Annotated in this window: 18 protein-coding genes and 1 pseudogene; 15 read left to right on the top strand and 4 right to left on the bottom strand. The window is 58.3% G+C overall.

The window, feature by feature from the left end; translation table 11 throughout:
- Positions 1-37: 37 nt before the first annotated feature.
- Positions 38-958: a DMT family transporter gene (locus KMP13_RS17160; protein WP_215267204.1), complete on the top strand. Its 921-nt coding sequence runs from the start codon at positions 38-40 to the stop codon at positions 956-958.
- A gap of 130 nt (positions 959-1,088) precedes the next feature.
- Positions 1,089-2,075, top strand: a complete 987-nt coding sequence (locus KMP13_RS17155; RefSeq protein ID WP_215267203.1) for a DUF1036 domain-containing protein — start codon at positions 1,089-1,091, stop codon at positions 2,073-2,075.
- 3 nt (positions 2,076-2,078) lie between these two features.
- Here the strand turns inward: KMP13_RS17155 and betI are convergent, their stop codons facing one another.
- Positions 2,079-2,654: a choline-binding transcriptional repressor BetI gene (betI, locus tag KMP13_RS17150; protein ID WP_215267202.1), complete on the bottom strand. Its 576-nt coding sequence runs from the start codon at positions 2,652-2,654 to the stop codon at positions 2,079-2,081.
- Positions 2,655-2,831: 177 nt separating this feature from the next.
- Here betI and KMP13_RS17145 point away from each other — a divergent pair, with 177 nt between their 5' ends.
- From KMP13_RS17145 to aqpZ, 6 genes are all read left to right on the top strand, one after another.
- Complete coding sequence (locus KMP13_RS17145; protein WP_215267201.1) at positions 2,832-4,040, top strand: BCCT family transporter; 1,209 nt, start codon at positions 2,832-2,834, stop codon at positions 4,038-4,040.
- 155 nt (positions 4,041-4,195) lie between these two features.
- Positions 4,196-5,653, top strand: coding sequence for a betaine-aldehyde dehydrogenase (betB, locus tag KMP13_RS17140; RefSeq protein ID WP_215267200.1), 1,458 nt, complete (start codon positions 4,196-4,198; stop codon positions 5,651-5,653).
- Positions 5,653-6,045, top strand: a complete 393-nt coding sequence (locus KMP13_RS17135; RefSeq protein ID WP_215267199.1) for a DUF2306 domain-containing protein — start codon at positions 5,653-5,655, stop codon at positions 6,043-6,045. The genes betB and KMP13_RS17135 overlap by 1 nt, the downstream gene beginning before the upstream one ends.
- 8 nt (positions 6,046-6,053) lie before the next feature.
- On the top strand, positions 6,054-7,709 hold the full coding sequence (gene betA, locus KMP13_RS17130; protein WP_215267198.1) for a choline dehydrogenase: 1,656 nt from the start codon (positions 6,054-6,056) through the stop codon (positions 7,707-7,709).
- Between the two features lie 100 nt (positions 7,710-7,809).
- Positions 7,810-8,049 carry a YdcH family protein gene (locus tag KMP13_RS17125; RefSeq protein WP_215267197.1) on the top strand — a complete coding sequence of 80 codons (240 nt, stop codon included), beginning with the start codon at positions 7,810-7,812 and terminating at the stop codon, positions 8,047-8,049.
- A 254-nt stretch (positions 8,050-8,303) separates the two neighbouring features.
- Positions 8,304-8,984 (top strand): aquaporin Z, encoded by a 681-nt coding sequence (aqpZ, locus tag KMP13_RS17120; protein ID WP_215267196.1) that lies wholly within the window; start codon positions 8,304-8,306, stop codon positions 8,982-8,984.
- A gap of 74 nt (positions 8,985-9,058) precedes the next feature.
- Here aqpZ and KMP13_RS17115 read toward each other — a convergent pair whose 3' ends face one another.
- Both KMP13_RS17115 and KMP13_RS17110 read right to left on the bottom strand, forming a co-directional pair.
- Positions 9,059-10,459 (bottom strand): helix-turn-helix domain-containing protein, encoded by a 1,401-nt coding sequence (locus KMP13_RS17115; RefSeq protein ID WP_215267195.1) that lies wholly within the window; start codon positions 10,457-10,459, stop codon positions 9,059-9,061.
- An 86-nt stretch (positions 10,460-10,545) separates the two neighbouring features.
- Positions 10,546-11,739, bottom strand: coding sequence for a multidrug effflux MFS transporter (locus KMP13_RS17110; protein ID WP_215267194.1), 1,194 nt, complete (start codon positions 11,737-11,739; stop codon positions 10,546-10,548).
- Between the two features lie 294 nt (positions 11,740-12,033).
- Here KMP13_RS17110 and KMP13_RS17105 point away from each other — a divergent pair, with 294 nt between their 5' ends.
- From KMP13_RS17105 to KMP13_RS17080, 7 genes and pseudogenes are all read left to right on the top strand, one after another.
- The gene (locus KMP13_RS17105; protein WP_215267193.1) at positions 12,034-13,566 is read left to right on the top strand and encodes an acyl-CoA carboxylase subunit beta; all 1,533 of its coding nucleotides are present in this window, start codon (positions 12,034-12,036) and stop codon (positions 13,564-13,566) included.
- 526 nt (positions 13,567-14,092) lie between these two features.
- Positions 14,093-14,584: pseudogene (locus KMP13_RS20665) on the top strand (DUF6497 family protein); the annotation flags it as partial.
- A gap of 236 nt (positions 14,585-14,820) precedes the next feature.
- Positions 14,821-14,961 carry a hypothetical protein gene (locus tag KMP13_RS17100; RefSeq protein ID WP_215267192.1) on the top strand — a complete coding sequence of 47 codons (141 nt, stop codon included), beginning with the start codon at positions 14,821-14,823 and terminating at the stop codon, positions 14,959-14,961.
- A gap of 69 nt (positions 14,962-15,030) precedes the next feature.
- Complete coding sequence (locus KMP13_RS17095; RefSeq protein ID WP_215267191.1) at positions 15,031-15,393, top strand: hypothetical protein; 363 nt, start codon at positions 15,031-15,033, stop codon at positions 15,391-15,393.
- 229 nt (positions 15,394-15,622) lie between these two features.
- Positions 15,623-15,838, top strand: coding sequence for a hypothetical protein (locus KMP13_RS17090; protein ID WP_215267233.1), 216 nt, complete (start codon positions 15,623-15,625; stop codon positions 15,836-15,838).
- A 107-nt stretch (positions 15,839-15,945) separates the two neighbouring features.
- Positions 15,946-17,976 (top strand): acetyl-CoA carboxylase biotin carboxylase subunit, encoded by a 2,031-nt coding sequence (locus KMP13_RS17085; RefSeq protein WP_215267190.1) that lies wholly within the window; start codon positions 15,946-15,948, stop codon positions 17,974-17,976.
- A 247-nt stretch (positions 17,977-18,223) separates the two neighbouring features.
- Positions 18,224-18,793, top strand: coding sequence for a hypothetical protein (locus KMP13_RS17080; protein ID WP_215267189.1), 570 nt, complete (start codon positions 18,224-18,226; stop codon positions 18,791-18,793).
- Between the two features lies 1 nt (position 18,794).
- On the opposite strand, the gene KMP13_RS17075 is transcribed toward KMP13_RS17080, so the two are convergent.
- Positions 18,795-19,250 carry a DUF4174 domain-containing protein gene (locus tag KMP13_RS17075; RefSeq protein WP_215267188.1) on the bottom strand — a complete coding sequence of 152 codons (456 nt, stop codon included), beginning with the start codon at positions 19,248-19,250 and terminating at the stop codon, positions 18,795-18,797.
- Between the last annotated feature and the right edge of the window lie 21 nt (positions 19,251-19,271).

The following is a 19,271-nucleotide window of genomic DNA, read 5'->3' as shown; positions in this document are numbered from 1 at the left end:
CGCCGCGTGCCTCCTCCTGACTGCGAAAGACACGACCATGACCGACGCTGCTGCTATGCCGCCTGATACCTCGCCTCTGCGCGGGGTGTTTTGGATGTTTGTCACCGGTGTCAATTTTGTCGCCGTGACAGTGGTGATCAAGATCATGGATGGCCGACTGCCCCCCTATGAAACCGCCTTTCTGCGCTATGTTCTCGGGCTGGTGTTTCTGTTGCCGGTGGCGCGCAGCCTGTTGAGCGCCCATTGGACACGGCGGGCGCATATGATCTTGGGCGCTCGCGGCCTGTTGCATGGCGTTGGAGTCGGAGGATGGTTCTATGCGATGGCCCATATCCCCCTGGCCGAAGTCACCGCCATTGGCTACCTCAGCCCGATTTTTATCACCGTGGGCGCAGTGCTTGTTTTGGGGGAGCGGATGGCGTTTCGCCGGATGGCAGCCATTGGCGTGGCGTTTATCGGAGCGTTGATCATCCTGCGCCCCGGCGTGCGTGAGATTTCTTTCGGGCATCTGGCGATGCTGGCCACCGCGCTGACATTTGGCGTATCCCACCTGATGGCCAAGCTTGCGATGCGGGATGCCACGCCTACGATGGTTGTGGCGATGCTGTCGCTTTGGGTGCCGATCGCGCTGGCGCCATTTGCTCTGGCCGATTGGGTCCCGCCAAGCACCGCCGATCTCGGGCTTTTGTTTCTGGTGGCCTGTTTTGCAACGACCGGCCACTACACAATGATGCTCGCTTTTCAGGCCGCTCCGGTCACCACAACCCAGCCGGTGACTTTCTTGCAGCTGGTCTGGGCGACGCTGATTGGCACGGTGTTTTTTGGCGAAGCCTTGGACATTTGGGTGGTCGTCGGAGGTCTGTTGATCCTGACTTGCATCACCTACATCAGCTGGCGCGAAGCGGTCCTGAAACGACGGTCAGTGACGCCACCGGCCGTCGCTGCCAAGCTTCCGTGACGTCAACAAAGCACAGAGAGCATCACAATTTATAAAGCTTTTGTGGTATAGATTTGTCGTGTCCCGGTTGAAACCGTCGCAGTTCTGTTACAAATCCGCAATATCGTCTCGCCCTGCCTAGGAGGGTGCAATGCATTGTTTTTTCAGAAAAATGCTACTGGTGATCCTAACGCTGATCCCGGCGTCTGCTTGGGCTGGTTTCCACGTCTGCAATGACACCGCACAGGATCACTACGTCGCCATTGCCAGTAAAAGCCATGACGCGTGGCGTACCGTTGGCTGGCACCCTGTTGCCAAATCTACCTGTGAATTTTTGCTGGACGAAGATCTGAATTCACGGTTTGTCTATTTTCGCCTGCTGGGTGTGGATGAACAGTTTTTGCACAACTCTATTAAATTCTGCGCCTCGAATGAGGATTTTTCCGGAACCGGCAGCCAGGAGTGTCACACTCAACGCCTGGCCCCCAAGGATTTTGCCCGCGTGGACGTCGGGCGAGGGACAACTGATTTTTCGGTCAACCTTTCTGATTTCCTGCGTGTACAACAAAGGGAAGAAGTGCCAGTTGTCTCCATAAACGCGGTTTTCCAGACGTGCCGCCAACAGCCGTCACGTGGCATTCTGTGCTCTTTTGTCGGGCAGGATCATGAGGTGATCACCCATTTGACCGACAGCACACCGCGCGGGGTCGTACGCACCCTGACACGTTTGCATCGTGGCGCACCTGCTCGCATATCGGCGCGGGTTGACGTGGAAATTCTGAGCACAATCGAGGTTTCGGTCGAATTTGTTGAGCGCCGTTCAGCGGATACAGCCTACGAAGTCTTGGTCGACTTGCAGGGAACATGGGTGTCTCAGATGGACCCCAACGACAGTTTCATAGTGGATGGTGCCACCCGGAGGAATGCTTATCTGGGTGCGGTCACCCATCAGGAATTCATTTCTATTTCTGACGAATGTCTTGATTTCGAGATTGACGGGCTGGCCCTCTATAGTTGGAGCCAGGATGTTTCAGGCGGTTTGTGTTATGAGATTGAAAGCTTGGAAGAAGATGTGTTGACGCTGCGCTTTTTGCCGGGCGGGCGCGTTTTGAAATACCAGCGCAAACCCACGAGCTGATGGTCAGCGAATAACCAGATCAACCACCTGATGCGCCGCGGCGCGTGCGGTCTTTGGGTCCACCGACTGGTCAGATTGCGCAGCCTGCAACCACACACCATCCATGTAACACTGCAAGGCCTGACGGGCTGGCTCCACCTGATCAGCGGTTAACAGTTGGCTGAGTTCCGCCAAAAAATGGCTACGTACACGGGCCCGGTTGATTCTGTGCAGCCGTGACAAACGCGGAGAGTAGGGTGCATTTGCCCAGAACTGCATCCAGATGCTGCACCGTTCCACCGTATATAAATCGTCTGCGAAATTGGCATCCATCACCGCATAAAGCCGCTCTTTGGGCGTTTTGGTCCCGGTGTAGCCTTGGATCATGGCCACTTTCAGCTTGGTCAACAGATGGCGCATCGTGGCCTCCATCAACCCTTCCTTTGAACCAAAGTAATAATTGATCGAGGCCGCCGACGCCCCGGCCTCTTGCGCGATTTCTGCCATGGTAACAACGCCGTACCCGTGGCGGTGCACCGCGACAATAGTCGCCTCGATCAGTTCTTTATTGCGGATGTCGCGAATTCGTTTTCTGCCCATGGGCCAAGTTTTACCGGATTGAGAGGCGGTTTCAATGCTTGAGGGGTAATATGAAAACTTAAATGATCATTCAAAAAATATTTTGGTTAATTTAGAAAACCTGATATATCGTGGGGCCAAGTCCACAAAATGGCCCGCGTGATCCTGCGCGAAGAGCCCATAAACGGGGAGGACTTGATGACCCTTTTGATTTCATTCGGGATCTTGCTGGCGTTTGCGCTGGTGATCTTTTGCACTGTGAAATGGTGGAACGTGTCGGTTGTGGGTGTCACGCCGGTGCCGCTGTTCACCTTTGTCGCGATCCTTTTCACCTCTGGCCTCGATGTGGGGCTGATCATGTTCCCGCTCGCCTGGGATTTCCCGCTTTATGCGGATACCGCGACCGAGCCGGCCTATGGGTTCACCAACCCGCTGGCGCTTGAATTTGGCTTTTGGGGCTTTTTGATCTGGGGCTTTTACTTCCTGACGACGTTCTATTTCTGTGTCATCGAACCGCGGGTGAAGTTCTTTGAAATCCCGCTGGTGAAGCTGATCAACAATATCGTCATCATCGGCACCTGCGCCTTTACCGGGGCGTTGTTCCTTGTCTACCTGCCATATTACGCGACCTTTATTGGCGACGGCGAAACCGTGATCCCGGCGTTTTATGTGGTGACCTTTTTGGTGATCCTGTTTGCGGCGTTCTCATCCACGGATATCAAATATGTGCGCATCCTGTCGGTCGGCTCAACTGCGCTGTTCCTGACTTTGATCCTGGGCATGTGGGCCTATGCGGGCATGGGCTTTGGCGAATTCTTGGGGACCGCCTCCAACATCGGCGGCTACTTTGCCAATATCCACAAATTCGTGCTGCCGCTGACCGAATACCATGAGTTCTACCTGTTCTGGTGGTTTGCATGGTCCATCATGATCGGCCAGTTTACTTCGCGCTTTGTCGGCGGGTTGAAGACCTGGCAGGTGCTTGCCGCGCTCTTGATCTTCCCGTCGATCCCGCTCGGAATCTGGTTCTCGGTGCTCTACTATTACCACCTGAACGTTATCGCGACGACCACCATGATCAATGTCTCGATGGCAGTTGTGGGCATCATCTTTGTGATCAACTCGTTTGACTCGCTGATCCGTCTGTACACGGACAACCTGAACCTTACGGCCAAACGGTTTGGCACCGTGCCATATGTGATCGGCAATGCGGCGGTGCTGTTTGCGCTGACCCTCGCTTTCCAAAGCCAGTGGTTGCAGATCCAATGGATCGGTGCCGTGGTGATCGGCCTTTATGTGGCTTGCCTGATCTATATCGTTGCCACCAAGCGCAGCGAAGTCATGGCGATCACCGCATCGCCCGAGGAAAACACCCTCGATTTCGACAAGATCGAAGCGGTCCACTGATCGCTCCAAATTCTATGCACGTCGCCCTGTTGGGGGCGGCGTGTTTTGGTTCATCTCCGAGCGACGTGGACATCTGTCACGTCTCTTCGATATGCACCGTCCCAAGCAGCCCGCGTGCGCGCGGCGCGAACGTTTGAACAAGGAAAGAATTCGACATGACGCATCCGGCTCAACCTGTCGCCAGTCATTTCATCAACGGCCAATATGTCGAGGATACCGCAGGCGCGAAGATCCCCGTGATCTATGCCGCCACTGGTGCGCAGATCGCCACCGTTCATGCCGCAACCCCGGCAATTGTCGATCAGGCGATCACGGCCGCGCAGGCCGCACAGGTCGCATGGGGCAAAATGACCGGCACCGAACGTGGTCGCATCCTGCGCCGCGCCGCCGACATCATCCGTGACCGCAATCACGAACTGTCGGTGCTGGAAACCTATGACACCGGCAAACCGCTGCAAGAGACGCTGGTCGCGGATGCCACATCTGGCGCGGATGCACTGGAGTATTTCGGTGGTCTGGCCGCGACCCTGACCGGTGAACATATCCAACTGGGTGAGGACTGGGTCTATACCGTGCGCGAGCCGTTGGGGGTTTGTGTGGGCATCGGCGCCTGGAACTACCCGACCCAGATCGCCTGCTGGAAAGGCGCGCCAGCGCTGGCCTGTGGCAATGCCATGGTCTTTAAGCCGTCGGAAACCACGCCGCTGTGCGCGCTCAAAGTTGCCGAGATCCTGCATGAAGCCGGGCTGCCAGCCGGGCTCTACAACGTGATCCAGGGGATGGGACAGGTCGGCGGCGCGCTGGTCACCGATCCCCGCGTCGACAAAGTCTCCCTCACTGGGTCGGTGCCCACCGGCAAGAAAGTCTATGCCGCCGCCGCCGAAGGCATGAAGCACGTCACCATGGAGCTGGGCGGGAAATCCCCGTTGATCGTGTTTGACGACGCGGATATCGAAAACGCCGTGGGCGGTGCGATCAACGGCAATTTCTACTCTTCCGGTCAGGTGTGTTCGAACGGCACTCGCGTCTTTGTGCATAAAGACATCAAGGAAAAATTCCTGGCCCGTCTGGCAGAACGCGTCGCCACTGCCGTCTTAGGCGACCCCCAGGATGAGGCGGCGAACTTTGGCCCCATGGTGTCCGAGGCGCAGATGAACATTGTGCTGGGCTATATTGAGAAGGGCAAAGCCGAAGGCGCACGTCTGATCTGTGGCGGGGAGCGCGCCGCGATGGAGGGCTTCTTTGTCGCGCCGACCGTCTTCGCCGATGTCAAGGACGAGATGACCATCGCCCGCGAAGAGATCTTTGGCCCCGTGATGGCGGTCCTTGACTTCGAGGATGAGGCAGAGGTGATCGCCCGCGCCAATGCCACCGAATTTGGCCTGTCGGCCGGTGTCTTTACCCGCGACCTCAGCCGGGCCCACCGGGTGATTGGCGCGTTGGAGGCGGGCAGCTGCTTTATCAACTCCTACAATGACGCCCCAGTCGAAGCGCCCTTTGGTGGGGTAAAAGCCTCCGGTGTGGGCCGTGAAAACTCCAAAGAAGCGATCCAGCACTACAGCCAGGTCAAATCGGTCTACGTGCGCATGGGAGACGTGGAAGCCGCGTTCTAATGGACTTCGGCCCGCTCACCCAGGCCACATCGCCCATCCCCCTGCATGCCTATGCGGCACTTGCTGCCTTTGGCCTGGGGGTGGGACAGTTTGCACTGCCCAAGGGGACCTTGCCCCACCGGGTGGCGGGCTGGATGTGGGTGTCCCTGATGGTAGCGGTTGCCGTTTCCAGTTTTTTCATCAATGAGATCCGCCTGTTGGGGCCGTTCTCACCCATCCACCTCCTGTCCATTCTGACGCTTGTTGGACTGTGGCAGGCCATCAAATGCGCGCGCCTTGGGCAGATCACGGCCCACCGTCGCCATATGCGCAACCTCTTTATCTACGCTTTGCTGCTGGCCGGCGCCTTCACCCTGTTGCCCGGTCGCATCCTGCATCAAATACTCTTCTAGGAGCCGAAATGAACGCCGATTACGTGATTGTGGGAGCGGGCAGCGCAGGCTGCGCCATGGCCTATCGCCTGTCCGAGGCGGGCAAGCGGGTGATTGTGATCGAACATGGCGGCACCGATGCGGGCCCCTTTATCCAAATGCCCGGCGCGCTGTCGTATCCGATGAACATGGCGCGTTACGACTGGGGCTATAAAACCCAGCCCGAACCCAACCTCAACAACCGCGAGCTGGTGACACCGCGTGGCAAGGTCATTGGCGGCTCGTCCTCGATCAACGGCATGGTCTATGTGCGCGGCCACGCAGGCGACTATAACCACTGGGCCGACAGCGGCGCGCAGGGCTGGGCCTATGCCGATGTGTTGCCCTATTTCAAACGGATGGAGCACTGGCACGACAGCGGCCACGGCGGCGATCCCGATTGGCGCGGCAGCGACGGACCCTTGCATATCACCCGCGGCCCTCGCGACAACCCGCTGCACGCGGCCTTTGTCGCGGCGGGATCACAGGCCGGCTATCCGGTGACCGCTGATTATAACGGCGAACAGCAAGAAGGCTTTGGCCCGATGGAGATGACCGTCTACAAAGGTCAGCGCTGGTCCGCCGCCAACGCCTATCTGAAACCGGCGCTAAAACGCGACAATTGCACCTTGATCCGCGCCTTTGCCCGCAAGATCGTCATCAAGGACGGTCGCGCCACCGGGGTTGAGGTGGAACGCAATGGCAAGGTCGAGGTGATCGAGGCCCATGCTGAGGTCATCGTCTCGGCCTCCTCGCTCAACTCGCCCAAACTGTTGATGCTCTCCGGGATTGGCCCCGCCGCGCATCTGGCTGAGCATGGGATCGACGTGATCGCGGATCGTCCCGGCGTGGGGCAGAACCTGCAAGACCATCTGGAGTTCTATTTCCAATGGGCCTGCACCCAGCCGATCACCCTGTTCAAATACTGGAACCTGTTTGGCAAGGCGCTGGTGGGGGCACAATGGCTCTTCACCAAGACCGGGCTGGGGGCGTCAAACCAGTTCGAAAGCGCCGCCTTCATCCGATCCGACAAGGGCGTCGACTACCCGGATATCCAATACCACTTCCTGCCGATTGCCGTGCGCTATGACGGGCAGGCCGCCGCCGAAGGTCACGGGTTTCAGGCCCATGTGGGCCCCATGCGCTCTGCTTCGCGCGGTGCGGTTACGTTGGCCTCCAGAGATCCAAACGCCGCGCCCAGTATCGTTTTCAACTATATGTCGACCGAACAGGACTGGGTGGATTTCCGCAAATGCATCCGCCTCACGCGTGAGATTTTTGGCCAAGAGGCGATGGCCCCCTACATCAAACATGAAATCCAGCCGGGCGATGATTTGCAAAGCGACGACGAGTTGGACGGGTTCATCCGCGAACACGCCGAAAGCGCCTATCACCCCTGTGGCACCTGCAAGATGGGCAGCGTCGATGATCCAATGGCCGTGGTCGACCCCGAATGCCGCGTCATCGGCGTCGAAGGTCTGCGGGTCGCCGACAGCTCGATCTTTCCACGGATCACCAACGGCAACCTCAACGGCCCCTCGATCATGACCGGTGAAAAAGCCGCCGACCACATCCTGGGCCGCCGCCTGCCATCCTCCAACGCTGAACCCTGGTTCAATCCGAACTGGAACATGGCGCAGCGGTAACCAGGGCGAGGCACAAATCGCAACGCCTTGACCCGGATCAAATCGCGCCGCGGGGCATGGCGGTACTCTCACTGCGAAGGATCAAAGAGGAGAGACGCCCATGTCCCATACGCCCCACGAACTGGCCGCCGAATTTCCGGACAAAGTAGCGGTCATCAGCGCACTAAAAGCCTCGGACCGCCGGTTTGCCCGACTCACCGAACGCTACCATGAGGTCAACCGCGCCGTGCACCGAGCCGAGGTCAACGCAGAGCCGATCAGCCAAGAGGCCGAAACCATCCTGCGCAAAAAACGCGCGGCCCTGAAGGATGAGATCTGGTCGATCCTCTCTGCCGCGTAAGAGCTTTTTGAGAACACTTGGGTGGCATCGAAGCCTTGGTTTGATGCCGCTTTTGGTAGAGGGGTGGTGTGCGGCTCAGGTCGGCTGTGAGCCAAGGATTGGGCGCCTTTCCACTGCGCGTTGCGCCAACAAACGCCGCAATGCGTTCAAAACCAATGTTAATGGCCCCGCGAAATTCCCCGTTGTTTCGCGGTCAAACTGCTTTAGCGATCAAGACCAGAGCGACGCGCTCTGGCATTGCGGAGGAGTTAACGATGAAAAAACCACTAGCAGAGTTTCTAGGCACGTTCACGCTTGTGTTGTTTGGGTGCGGAGCTGCAGTCATCGCCGGTGCGGAAATTGGTATCACCGGCATCAGCTTTGCCTTTGGCTTGGCCCTGATCGGTATGGCGTATGGCATCGGCGGCGTGTCGGGCTGTCACATCAATCCAGCGGTCACATTAGGTGTTGTCGTATCGGGGCGGATGTCGATCGGCGAAGCAATTCCCTATATCGTTGCCCAAATTGCAGGCGGGATCGCAGGCGCAGCGGTGCTGCTAATGATCGCGTCTGGCAAAACGGACTATTCCGTTGCCGTCAATGGTCTGGGCCAAAACGGCTGGGGGGCGGGCTACCTCGGCGAATACGCGATAGAGGCTGCATTCATCTTTGAAGTGGTGGCCACGTTCCTCTTCCTCGTTGTCATCTTGGGTGCGACAGGCTCTGGGGTGCCAACTGCTATGGCAGGGCTGGCAATTGGTCTTTCGCTGGTGGTGATCCACTTGGTGGGCATCAATGTCACCGGGGTCTCTGTGAACCCCGCGCGTTCTATCGGGCCGGCGCTTTTTGTTGGCGGCACAGCCATGTCACAGGTCTGGCTGTTTATCGTGGCGCCAATCATCGGTGCGGTTGCTGCAGGCCTCATTTTCCGCTCCGGGCTTCTGGACGCAGACTAACACTATAATTCAGACCCAGCGGTGCGATAGACACCGCGCCGTTGGGTCTGATTGCTTTGGTTGCCTACAACCCCTCAGTTCACCTCATACGGCAAGGTGCCGCGTTGGTTGGTGTCCACTTGCAGGCGGCGTTCCAAGGGCGGGACCGAGCGTTGATGGCAATTGCGGCGTTCGCAGATCCGGCAGGAGATGCCGATGGGTTCATAGGCTGCCGCATTGTCAACATCCATCCCATCCGCATAGACCAGCAGGCTTGCGTGTTTGACCTCACACCCCAACGCAATTGCATAGCGACGCAGCGGCGCTCCAAACCGGCCCGAGGATTTCGACACATCCCGCGCCAATGAGATATAGCGCACCCCGTCCGGAGTGGCAGCCAGTTGGCGCAAGAACTGACCGGGTGTTTCAAACGCGCGGTGCACGTTCCACAGGGGGCAGGCCCCGCCAAAACGGGCAAATTGCAACCGCGTGGCCGAGTGGCGCTTGGTGATGGTTCCGGCCTGATCGACCCGGACAAAGAAGAACGGCAACCCTTTGGCACCGGGGCGTTGCAGGGTCGACAGGCGATGAGCAACTTGTTCGATTGAAGCGCCAAACCGTATGGTCAGCCGCTCCAGATCATGGCGCACTTCCTGAGCATGGGCGAGAAACCGACCATAGGGCATCAGCGCCGCCCCGGCAAAATAATTTGCCAGACCGATTTTGGCGATGGAGCGGGCTTCCTCGCTCTGAAATTTGGCGAAATCCAGCGTCGCCTCCAGCAACCCGTTTTGCTGCAACAGCGCCACCTGCATCAACAAATGGAACACCTGCGTCTCGGGCGCGGCCAGTTGCGACAGCTGCAGGATCTTGTGCTCGGGATCATAGTGGCGCACGCCCTCCATATCCTGCAGCGCAACCGTGACCCCGGCGTTCTCCAACGCGGTCACGGCCTTGGCGCGGATCTCAGTCGGGGTTGTGGTGTCCTGACTGAAATACTCTGCCGCACGGTCCACGGCATCGATGTAGTTGTCGCAGTAGTGAAAGAAATCGCGCACCTCTTCCCAAGGGGAGGCCTGCAGCCGCGCATCCTCGCGCCCCAAAGCTTCATCCAGTGAGGCAAGGCGTTCGTGGTTTTGCCGATAGGATTGGTGCAGCGCCAGAAAGGCCCGCGCCAGGGCCGGTGCATTGGAGGCCGCCAGCCGCAGATCCGCCAGTGGTGGCATGGTCTCGGCAAAGACCGGATCAGCCAGCGCCTCACGCATATCGCTGACCAGACGTTCGCTGTCGCCGGTGGACAATTCAGTCACATCCAGCCCGAACTCCTGCGCCAAGGCCAGAACAACCGTGGTTGAGACGGGCCGGTTGTTGTTCTCCATCTGGTTCAAATAGGGCAGGGACACCCCCAGTTTGGCGGCAAAATCCTTTTGGGTCAGGCTTAGCTTGGCGCGCATCTCACGCAGCTTTGCCCCGGCATAGAGCTTTGGAGTGGCCATGGCGGTGTGCCTTTGCAAATGTCAATTCGTCAAACTGTATAATTGCAAATCATGCAGGGCAAGGGGGCGCATGAACGCCCGACTGATCAAAGCGCCAGTGCCAAGCGGCGCTCGCGTCGCATCACCATCAGGATCGATATCACGCCCGCCACAGCCGTCGCGCCCATGATCAGCAACAGGGGCAGGGCGGTGGAGCCCGGAACCAATACCCGTCCCGCCAGTGCGGACAGCACAGCACCGACGCCGATCATCACCGCGCCCGCCAGTCCCGATGCGCTACCGGCCAGGTGCCGGCGAACCGAAATCGCGCCAGTGGTGGCATTGGGGATCACCATCCCATTGCCGAGCCCGACAAAATTCATCAACCCAAAGAAGGTATAGACGCTGTCGACCCCAGTGACCGTCAACGCGGCCGAGACGCTGACGCCAAACAGATTGACCAGACAGCCGATAAAGATCATCCGGTTCACCCCCACCCGTTGGGAGAACTTTCCGGAGGCGAAATTGCCAAAGAAATAGCCGATCGCCGGGGCGGACATCAAAATGCCCAAGATATCGGGGCGCAGGCCATAGATCTCGGTCCCGACAAAAGGCGCGCCGCCCAAATAGGCAAAGAACGCACCCGACGACAGGCCCGCGGCCAGTGAATAGCCCCAGAACCGAGGTGATCGCAGCAGCTCCGGGTATTCGCGAAACTGGTCGGCCAGGGTCTTGCCGCTTTTGGATTTCGTCTCACCAAAGTCGAAATAGGCCACCACCAGGATTGCGCCCGCCATGGTAAACAGGATCCAAAAATTCGCGGTCCAGTCAAAGTAACGATCAACCACGCCGCCAATCGCCGGGCTGAACATTGGCACAACGGCCATGCCCATGGTGACATAGGCGATTTTGCTGGCGGCTTTTTCGGTGTCATGCACATCACGGATGGAGGCGCGGCACAGGGCCAGAATGGCCGCACTGATCGCCTGTCCCATACGGAACACCAAAAACGCGGTCGCATTGGGGGCCAAGATACAGCCAAGGGTCATCACCATAAAGCCAACGCCGCACCACAGAACCACCGGGCGGCGGCCAATCTTGTCCGAGATCGGGCCCGCAACAATCTGCACCACGGCGCTAAAGGCCAGATAGAGCGAGATCGACAGCTGCATGACGCGGTAGTCCACCTCGAAATGCGCGGCCATGCTGGGCAGCGAGGGCAGAAACACATTCAAACTCAGTGCGGCCAGGCCTGTCAGCAGGATCAGCGTGGCAATATGTGGGGGTGTCTTGGCTGACATTCGGGGCTCATTTCACGGCAGGAGATTTTGTGCTTAACAAAGCAACTAAACGATTTGGGTTAGGCTATCGTTAAGCGCGCGGGGAGGGAAGCGAATATACTGTGCTCGCATGCGCAGGGGGCTGTGTATGGGGCCTGACGTGCGCTCAATAGGCTGGTCGCAGTGGTGTGTGGTTTGCAATTATTCAACTTTGCAATACTACACCGCGAAGTATTTGCAAATTTGCGAGTTTTAACTTTGGTCCCGGCGATGGCAGGTCTATGGTCGGCGCAGAATCTAAGAGGGATACCGGCCATGAAAGACATCCTTGCTGAACTCAACGAGCGGCGCAACGATGCGCGCCTCGGCGGCGGACAAAAACGTATCGACGCCCAGCATGCGCGCGGAAAACTGACGGCGCGCGAACGGATTGAGCTGCTTTTGGACGAAGGCAGCTTTGAGGAGTTCGACATGTTTGTCTCTCACCGTTGCACCGATTTTGGCATGGAGAACAACAAACCGGCCGGCGATGGCGTGATCACCGGCTGGGGCACCATCAACGGGCGTCAGGTCTATGTCTTCAGCCAGGATTTTACGGTTCTGGGCGGCTCGGTCTCGGACACCCATGCGATGAAGATCTGCAAGATCATGGATATGGCCATCCAAAACGGCGCGCCGGTGATCGGTCTGAACGATTCCGGCGGCGCGCGAATCCAAGAGGGCGTCGATGCGCTTGCGGGCTACGCCGAGATCTTCCAGCGCAATATCATGGCCTCCGGTGTGATCCCGCAAATCTCTGTCATTATGGGGCCGTGCGCGGGGGGCGCAGTCTACAGCCCGGCGATGACCGACTTTATCTTTATGGTCAAAGACACCTCTTATATGTTCGTGACCGGCCCCGACGTTGTTAAAACCGTCACCAATGAAGTTGTCACCGCCGAAGAGCTGGGCGGCGCCTCGACCCATACCAAGAAATCATCCGTGGCCGATGGTGCCTTTGAAAACGATGTTGAAGCGCTGGCCGAAGTGCGCCGTCTGGTCGATTTCCTACCGCTCAACAATCGTGAAAAGCCGCCGGTGCGTCCGTTCTTTGACGAACCCGGCCGGATCGAAACCAGCTTGGATACGCTGATCCCGGAAAACCCCAACCAGCCTTACGACATGAAAGAGCTGATCCACAAAGTCGCCGACGAAGGTGATTTTTACGAGATCCAGCAGGATTTTGCCGGCAATATCATCACCGGTTTCATGCGCCTTGAGGGGCAGACCGTGGGCGTGGTTGCCAACCAGCCGATGGTGCTGGCGGGCTGTCTGGACATTGACAGCTCCCGCAAGGCTGCGCGTTTCGTGCGCTTTTGTGACTGCTTCGAAATCCCGATCCTCACACTTGTGGATGTTCCGGGCTTCCTGCCGGGCACCTCGCAGGAATATGGCGGTGTGATCAAACACGGGGCGAAACTGCTGTTTGCCTACGGCGAAGCCACAGTGCCCAAAGTCACCGTCATCACCCGCAAGGCCTATGGGGGTGCCTATGACGTGATGGCCTCCAAACACCTGCGCGGGGACTTCAACTATGCCTGGCCCACGGCCGAGATCGCAGTGATGGGGGCCAAAGGCGCGACTGAGATCATCCACCGTGCGGACCTGGGCGAAGCAGACAAGATCGCCGCCCACGCCAAGGACTACGAGGACCGTTTCGCCAATCCCTTTGTTGCCGCCGAACGCGGTTTCATTGACGAGGTGATCCAGCCCAAATCCACCCGCCGCCGCGTCGCCCGAGCTTTTGCGTCTTTGCGCAACAAAAAACTCGAAAACCCGTGGAAGAAACATGACAACATTCCGCTTTGAATTATGAGAAACCGCAAGTGGCATATCCTTCGTGAACACAGCGAAACAGGAGAGGTGATCACCCTCTGCTGTGAACAGCCGCCGCGGTTTGACGTCGCCGCACAGGCGGATTTGCCTGCGGGCAATCCCGTGCGCCTGGCCCATCAAATCCGGCAGGACATGTGGCGGATGCTGCAATCTATGCGTGGGTACTCTCCTGTCGTCCGCCTTGAGGCGCAGGGGCAGGGGTGGCGCGTGACCGCAGGGGGGCGGGTGCTTGGGAAAGTTCCTCCGGGCACGGCGGACCGAATCTCTGATCTGTTGGAGAATCAAAGCAAACGCGGCCGTTGGGTGGCTCATTCGAATCGTAGGGCGGGCAAGAAATAATGTATCTCTCATGTCATAATTCTGTGACTTATCCCCTTGGGAATGCATGCGACTTCAACCTAAGCGTGCGGTTCGTGGACTCCGTGTCACCTATCGTAAAAACACGTAATTCCTCGCGATTCGTGGTCACGGCGTTTGACAACAGGGACGAATCGCGGCCATGATCACGTCACGCCTTTACAGCACAGCGCGCGCGGCCAGCGCAGCGCCTGCAGCCCCGGCTGGAGGAGGCCCTATTGCAGGGTGCCGGGGCTGCGGATTTCCCCTGATTTCCACAGCATTTTCTGCCCTTATTGGTTGTGTTGTGCCGCTCGCAGCAAGTGCGCAAACAGCTGATGAAATTTTCACCGTTCCCTCGGGGCAGGCCGTAAAACTTGCAGAAGTGTTACAGGATAAAACACTTGGTGAGCTGTGGCTTAGATTTCGATTTATTGCACCCGAGATTGCTCACACCAAAGCAAGTTTTGAAATCGACCGCACGACGGCGGATATGGATCACCTTTGTACCACTGTCGCACTGACCTATGTGAAGGCCCATCAGCTGCAACCAGAACGGATCGCGATCTCTTTGTCGGATCGACTGGTGCCCTTTGGCGATACGGACCCGTCAGCGACCCAGTTTTTCGAACTCTACAGCACAGATGCGAACACTTGCATATGGGGGGGGCTTCTGATGTCTCTTCTAAATCTGGTGGTTCTCTCTAAGTGTCGGCAGTTTTTTGCGGCTTTGCCGTCACAGGCGCGTCCTCTTGTGCGGGGGGTATGTAATTTTGCAAATGGCTCATGTAACATTGCCGCGGGTTCGGTCTTGCCGACCCACCATCATTGGTTGAGGCGCGCGGAGCCACAAGGTTTCGTCAGTTTCACGCAAGTTACCAGGAGACTGAAATGTCCAAGAGCATCAAACTGTTCGCCGTTGTTGGCGTTCTGGCTGCCGTTGCCGCCTGTGGCAACCGTCAAGAAGAATTCGTTGTGGTTGAGCCCGAGCCCATCTCGCAAGAGCCGACCTACACCGGCAAATACAAATAAACCCTTCAGGGGACCGGCCCTGCGGCCGGCCCCCGCCGCTCCGCTGGGTGCCGGTCGAAAGGCACCACCATGCTAAAGCATCGCGGATTCCCCGGCCGTCTGGCCGGCACAGATTTCCAATTCATCATCCGTCGCGCCAATCCCAAAGGGGCCACCCCTTTGACGCCGCGCGAACGTTTCCCCGACCGCCGCCCCCCAGATCGGCGCGCCGACGCAGGCTTTATGCTGGCGCTGTGGGAACATTTCGGCACCGAGCCGTTTGAGCGCGGCAACCTCGACGCCGGACGGCTCAGCTGGCTGTTCGGGCGCGAAGTCGTGGCCGTCGACAAAGACGGTTTTGATCCCACCGATTATGACGCCGAGCTGCAAATCGACGAAGCCATTGCGCGCGCGTCCTTCCCGGAAATCTTTGACGGCAAGGGCCACCGATAATGGGGCTACGGCTGCTTCATATCTTCTCCTTCGGGAGCAGCCGCCCCGGCGTTTTAGGTGATAAAAACCCTATGCGCAGGCCAATTTGGGCAGGGCTTCGCCCACGCTCTGGGCCATTTGCGCAGAGTTTCGCACAGATGACAGCGCCCGCCCGGGTGCCCTTGTTTGATGTCTCGCATCCTGCAATCTCTCTGCCATCCCTCGGGACGATGCAGAAAGGATCGAAGCAGTGCAGGATACAAAAGGGCGGTCCTGGTTGGCATTGGCCGTCGTCAGCAGCATGGGCCTTGCGGCCTGTGGTGAGACAACCGGCGAACAGGCGGTCGTTGGCGCCGCAGCGGGGACCGTTGGGTCCGCGTTGCTCCAAGGTAACCTGGTCACAGGCGCAGCTGTTGGGGCTGCGGCCAATGTCATCTATTGCAAGGAATACCCGCGCCGCTGCTAAAGGGCGCGCAACACCTCACACATACCTACATTCGCAAACTGCGCCGCTGCCCGGACAACCGGGCGCGGCGTTTTTTGCGTTCAGACCAACGAGCCGAAGGAGAGCCGATGTTTGACAAGATCCTGATTGCCAACCGGGGGGAGATTGCCTGTCGCGTCATCAAGACTGCGCGCAAAATGGGGATCAAGACCGTTGCCATCTATTCGGACGCGGACAAGCAAGCGCTGCATGTCGAAATGGCGGATGAGGCCATCCATATCGGCCCGCCGCCCGCCAACCAGTCTTATATTGTTATCGACAAGGTTATGGAGGCGGTCAATGCCTCGGGCGCTCAAGCGGTGCATCCGGGATATGGCTTTCTGTCGGAAAATTCCAAGTTTGCTGAGGCTCTGGCCGACGCCGGTGTTGCCTTTGTTGGTCCGCCGGTGGGTGCGATCCAAAGCATGGGGGACAAGATTACCTCCAAGAAAATCGCGCAGGAAGCCGGCGTCTCGACTGTGCCCGGTTACATGGGGTTGATTGAGGACGCCGAAGACGCGGTCAAAATCTCGAACGAAGTTGGCTATCCGGTGATGATCAAAGCCTCCGCTGGTGGCGGCGGTAAGGGCATGCGGATCGCCTGGAATGACGAAGAAGCCCGCGAAGGGTTCCAGTCCTCCAAGAACGAGGCGGCCAATTCCTTTGGCGACGACCGGATCTTTATCGAGAAATTCGTCACCCAGCCGCGCCACATCGAAATTCAGGTTCTGTGCGACAGCCACGGCAATGGCATCTATCTGGGCGAGCGTGAATGTTCGATCCAACGCCGCAATCAAAAAGTGGTCGAGGAAGCGCCGAGCCCGTTTCTGGACGAAGAAACCCGCCGCGCCATGGGCGAACAGGCGGTCTCATTGGCCAAGGCGGTGGGCTATGCCTCGGCTGGCACCGTGGAATTCATTGTCGACGGAGAGAAGAATTTCTACTTCCTCGAAATGAACACCCGCCTGCAGGTGGAACACCCGGTGACCGAGCTGATCACGGGCGTCGATCTGGTGGAGCAGATGATCCGCGTCGCCGCAGGCAAGGAACTGGGCATCACCCAGGACGATGTAAAACTGACCGGCTGGGCCATTGAAAACCGTCTCTATGCCGAAGATCCCTATCGCAACTTCCTGCCCTCCATTGGGCGTCTGACCCGCTATCGTCCTCCGGCGGAAACCGCAGCATATACGCCGGGCGTGGCACCTGGCGATGCAGGCGACGTGGTGATCCGCAACGACACCGGCGTCTATGAGGGCGGCGAGATCTCGATGTTCTACGACCCGATGATCGCCAAACTCTGCACCTGGGCTCCAACCCGCGATGCGGCGATCGAGGCGATGCGCGTGGCGCTCGACAGTTTTGAAGTCGAAGGCATTGGCCACAACCTACCATTCCTGTCGGCAGTGATGGACCATCCAAAATTCGTCTCGGGCGATATGACCACGGCCTTTATCGCCGAGGAATATCCCGACGGGTTTGACGGAGTAGACCTGCCCGAAGCCGACCTGAAACGCATCGCCGCGTCCTGTGCCGCCATGCACCGCGTCGCCGAAATCCGCCGCACCCAGGTGTCGGGCCGGATGGACAATCACGAACGCAAAGTGGGCACCGATTGGGTCGTTGCCTTGCAGGGGCAGACCTATTCGATGTCCATCGACGCAGATCCCGGCGGATCCACGGTTCGGTTTGAGGATGGCAATACCATCCGCGTGACCTCGGACTGGACACCGGGTGACCAGCTGGCCGTGGTGGCCGCAGGCGGCGCGCCTTTGGTGATGAAAGTGGGCAAGATCACCCATGGCTTCACCATCCGCAGCCGTGGCGCCGAGCTAAAGGTCCATGTGCGCACCCCGCGTCAGGCAGAGCTTGCGCAGCTGATGCCCGAGAAACTGCCACCGGATACCTCCAAGCTGCTCCTGTGCCCCATGCCGGGCCTGATCGTCGCGGTCAATGTTGCGGTCGGCGACGAAGTCCAAGAGGGGCAGGCGCTGTGCAGCGTCGAAGCCATGAAAATGGAGAACATTCTGCGGGCAGAAAAAAAGGGTGTCGTAACTAAAATTAACGCGACTGCCGGTGACAGCCTTGCCGTTGACGACGTGATTATGGAGTTCGAATAAAGCCATGACCTGCGCCGCGCTCTCTAACCCCAGGATTTCACGCGATATTCTCGCGCCGATATCCCATGGGCGCGCGGCGCGGCCGCCGATTTTGCGCGCAGCCAGACCTGCACAAATTCGTTTACGTAAAATTTTACCTTTAACCCCTTGTAAACAAACAGCATTTACCTTTGGGAAAGACCTTGGTGGGTCTGGGGATTATCGGGGGCGCTCTGTTTGCCCCTGTCCGAGTAAATGGAGGGGTGTTGTGCCTGACAATAAGATGTCCTGGTCGTTGGCCAGGGCTCGGCAACGGGTGGCCGCACGCGGTCGAACCGCTGCACGCGCCGTTGGTGCCGGGCTGATCTTGCTTGTGATTGCAGGGTGTTCCAAACAAAAAGAAGACGACGTTCGTACCCGGCTTTCTGATTGGGTGAACCTGGGAGAAACCCTTTATTTCTACGCGGACATCGGCTGTTCTGCGGCTGTCTTTGATTTGAAGTCCACCCGGATTTCATCAACCGTTACCCGTGCGCGGACCTTGCAAAAGGTACAGAGGGTGCTGGATGAGGACCTGCCAGTGTTCTTTGACATCAAGGGGGAAAGCCCGAATTCAGTCACCGAACAGCTGATGAATGTCAGCCTGCACCGGGGGATAGGGCTGGTGTCATCTGGTGTCGCTGCCAAGAACTGTATGACCAAAACCTTGCAGACCTATTACCGGCAGGCGCTTTTGGATGAAAACGCCGACCTGGTTTTTGATCCCGAAGAACAGGCGATGATCGTCGTCGACAGCGAGAACCGCTGGCTGTTTTATGCGCGGGGGGACGGCAAGTGATCTACTCGCCCCGCCGCTCCTCGATCTCGCGCACCCGCAATGGGATCTTGTCGATGGTCCGGTTCAATTCCCGGACTGTCCATGGAGACGGCTTGCGCAGTTTGACATCGCCATCCTTGCCAACCAACACCAATTGGAAGCCGCGTGGGCGCAATTTGCGCCGCAGCTCCGACCGCTCAGTTGGATCCGTATCGGTCAAAATCACCACGTCCCGTTCCCGCAGCGCATCTTCCTGCGACCGTAGCCGCTCCAGCTGTTCTTGGAATCGCGGATCCGCATCGGAGTCCGCAAAAACAACAATCGGGCGCTTTTTCCATAAAAATTCGTTCAAATTTGAATCAAACTCCTCCAGAAACAAGGCGTCTTCTGGCGGCATTGTGGCGTCACTGGCCCAAGTTGCAGGGGCCAAGACAGGGCTGAGAAAAGCAGTCAAAACAATAGGTAATAGGGGTCTCATGGGTCCTCCTGTTGTTTCCAA

The sequence above is a fragment of the Epibacterium ulvae genome (assembly GCF_018678075.1).
GTDB classification, from domain to species: domain Bacteria; phylum Pseudomonadota; class Alphaproteobacteria; order Rhodobacterales; family Rhodobacteraceae; genus Epibacterium; species Epibacterium ulvae_A.
This window is presented reverse-complemented; position numbering and strand designations above follow the sequence as displayed.

Bases quoted from the DNA above. Each gene is read 5' to 3' on its own strand.
- betA (WP_215267198.1), top strand. From the start codon at position 6,054: ATGAACGCCGATTACGTGATTGTGGGAGCGGGCAGCGCAGGCTGCGCC.
- KMP13_RS17145 (WP_215267201.1), top strand. From the start codon at position 2,832: ATGACCCTTTTGATTTCATTCGGGATCTTGCTGGCGTTTGCGCTGGTG.
- KMP13_RS17075 (WP_215267188.1), bottom strand. From the start codon at position 19,250: ATGAGACCCCTATTACCTATTGTTTTGACTGCTTTTCTCAGCCCTGTC.
- betI (WP_215267202.1), bottom strand. From the start codon at position 2,654: ATGGGCAGAAAACGAATTCGCGACATCCGCAATAAAGAACTGATCGAG.
- betB (WP_215267200.1), top strand. From the start codon at position 4,196: ATGACGCATCCGGCTCAACCTGTCGCCAGTCATTTCATCAACGGCCAA.
- KMP13_RS17110 (WP_215267194.1), bottom strand. From the start codon at position 11,739: ATGTCAGCCAAGACACCCCCACATATTGCCACGCTGATCCTGCTGACA.
- KMP13_RS17160 (WP_215267204.1), top strand. From the start codon at position 38: ATGACCGACGCTGCTGCTATGCCGCCTGATACCTCGCCTCTGCGCGGG.
- aqpZ (WP_215267196.1), top strand. From the start codon at position 8,304: ATGAAAAAACCACTAGCAGAGTTTCTAGGCACGTTCACGCTTGTGTTG.
- KMP13_RS17100 (WP_215267192.1), top strand. From the start codon at position 14,821: ATGTCCAAGAGCATCAAACTGTTCGCCGTTGTTGGCGTTCTGGCTGCC.
- KMP13_RS17155 (WP_215267203.1), top strand. From the start codon at position 1,089: ATGCATTGTTTTTTCAGAAAAATGCTACTGGTGATCCTAACGCTGATC.
- KMP13_RS17095 (WP_215267191.1), top strand. From the start codon at position 15,031: ATGCTAAAGCATCGCGGATTCCCCGGCCGTCTGGCCGGCACAGATTTC.
- KMP13_RS17085 (WP_215267190.1), top strand. From the start codon at position 15,946: ATGTTTGACAAGATCCTGATTGCCAACCGGGGGGAGATTGCCTGTCGC.
- KMP13_RS17115 (WP_215267195.1), bottom strand. From the start codon at position 10,459: ATGGCCACTCCAAAGCTCTATGCCGGGGCAAAGCTGCGTGAGATGCGC.
- KMP13_RS17135 (WP_215267199.1), top strand. From the start codon at position 5,653: ATGGACTTCGGCCCGCTCACCCAGGCCACATCGCCCATCCCCCTGCAT.
- KMP13_RS17125 (WP_215267197.1), top strand. From the start codon at position 7,810: ATGTCCCATACGCCCCACGAACTGGCCGCCGAATTTCCGGACAAAGTA.
- KMP13_RS17105 (WP_215267193.1), top strand. From the start codon at position 12,034: ATGAAAGACATCCTTGCTGAACTCAACGAGCGGCGCAACGATGCGCGC.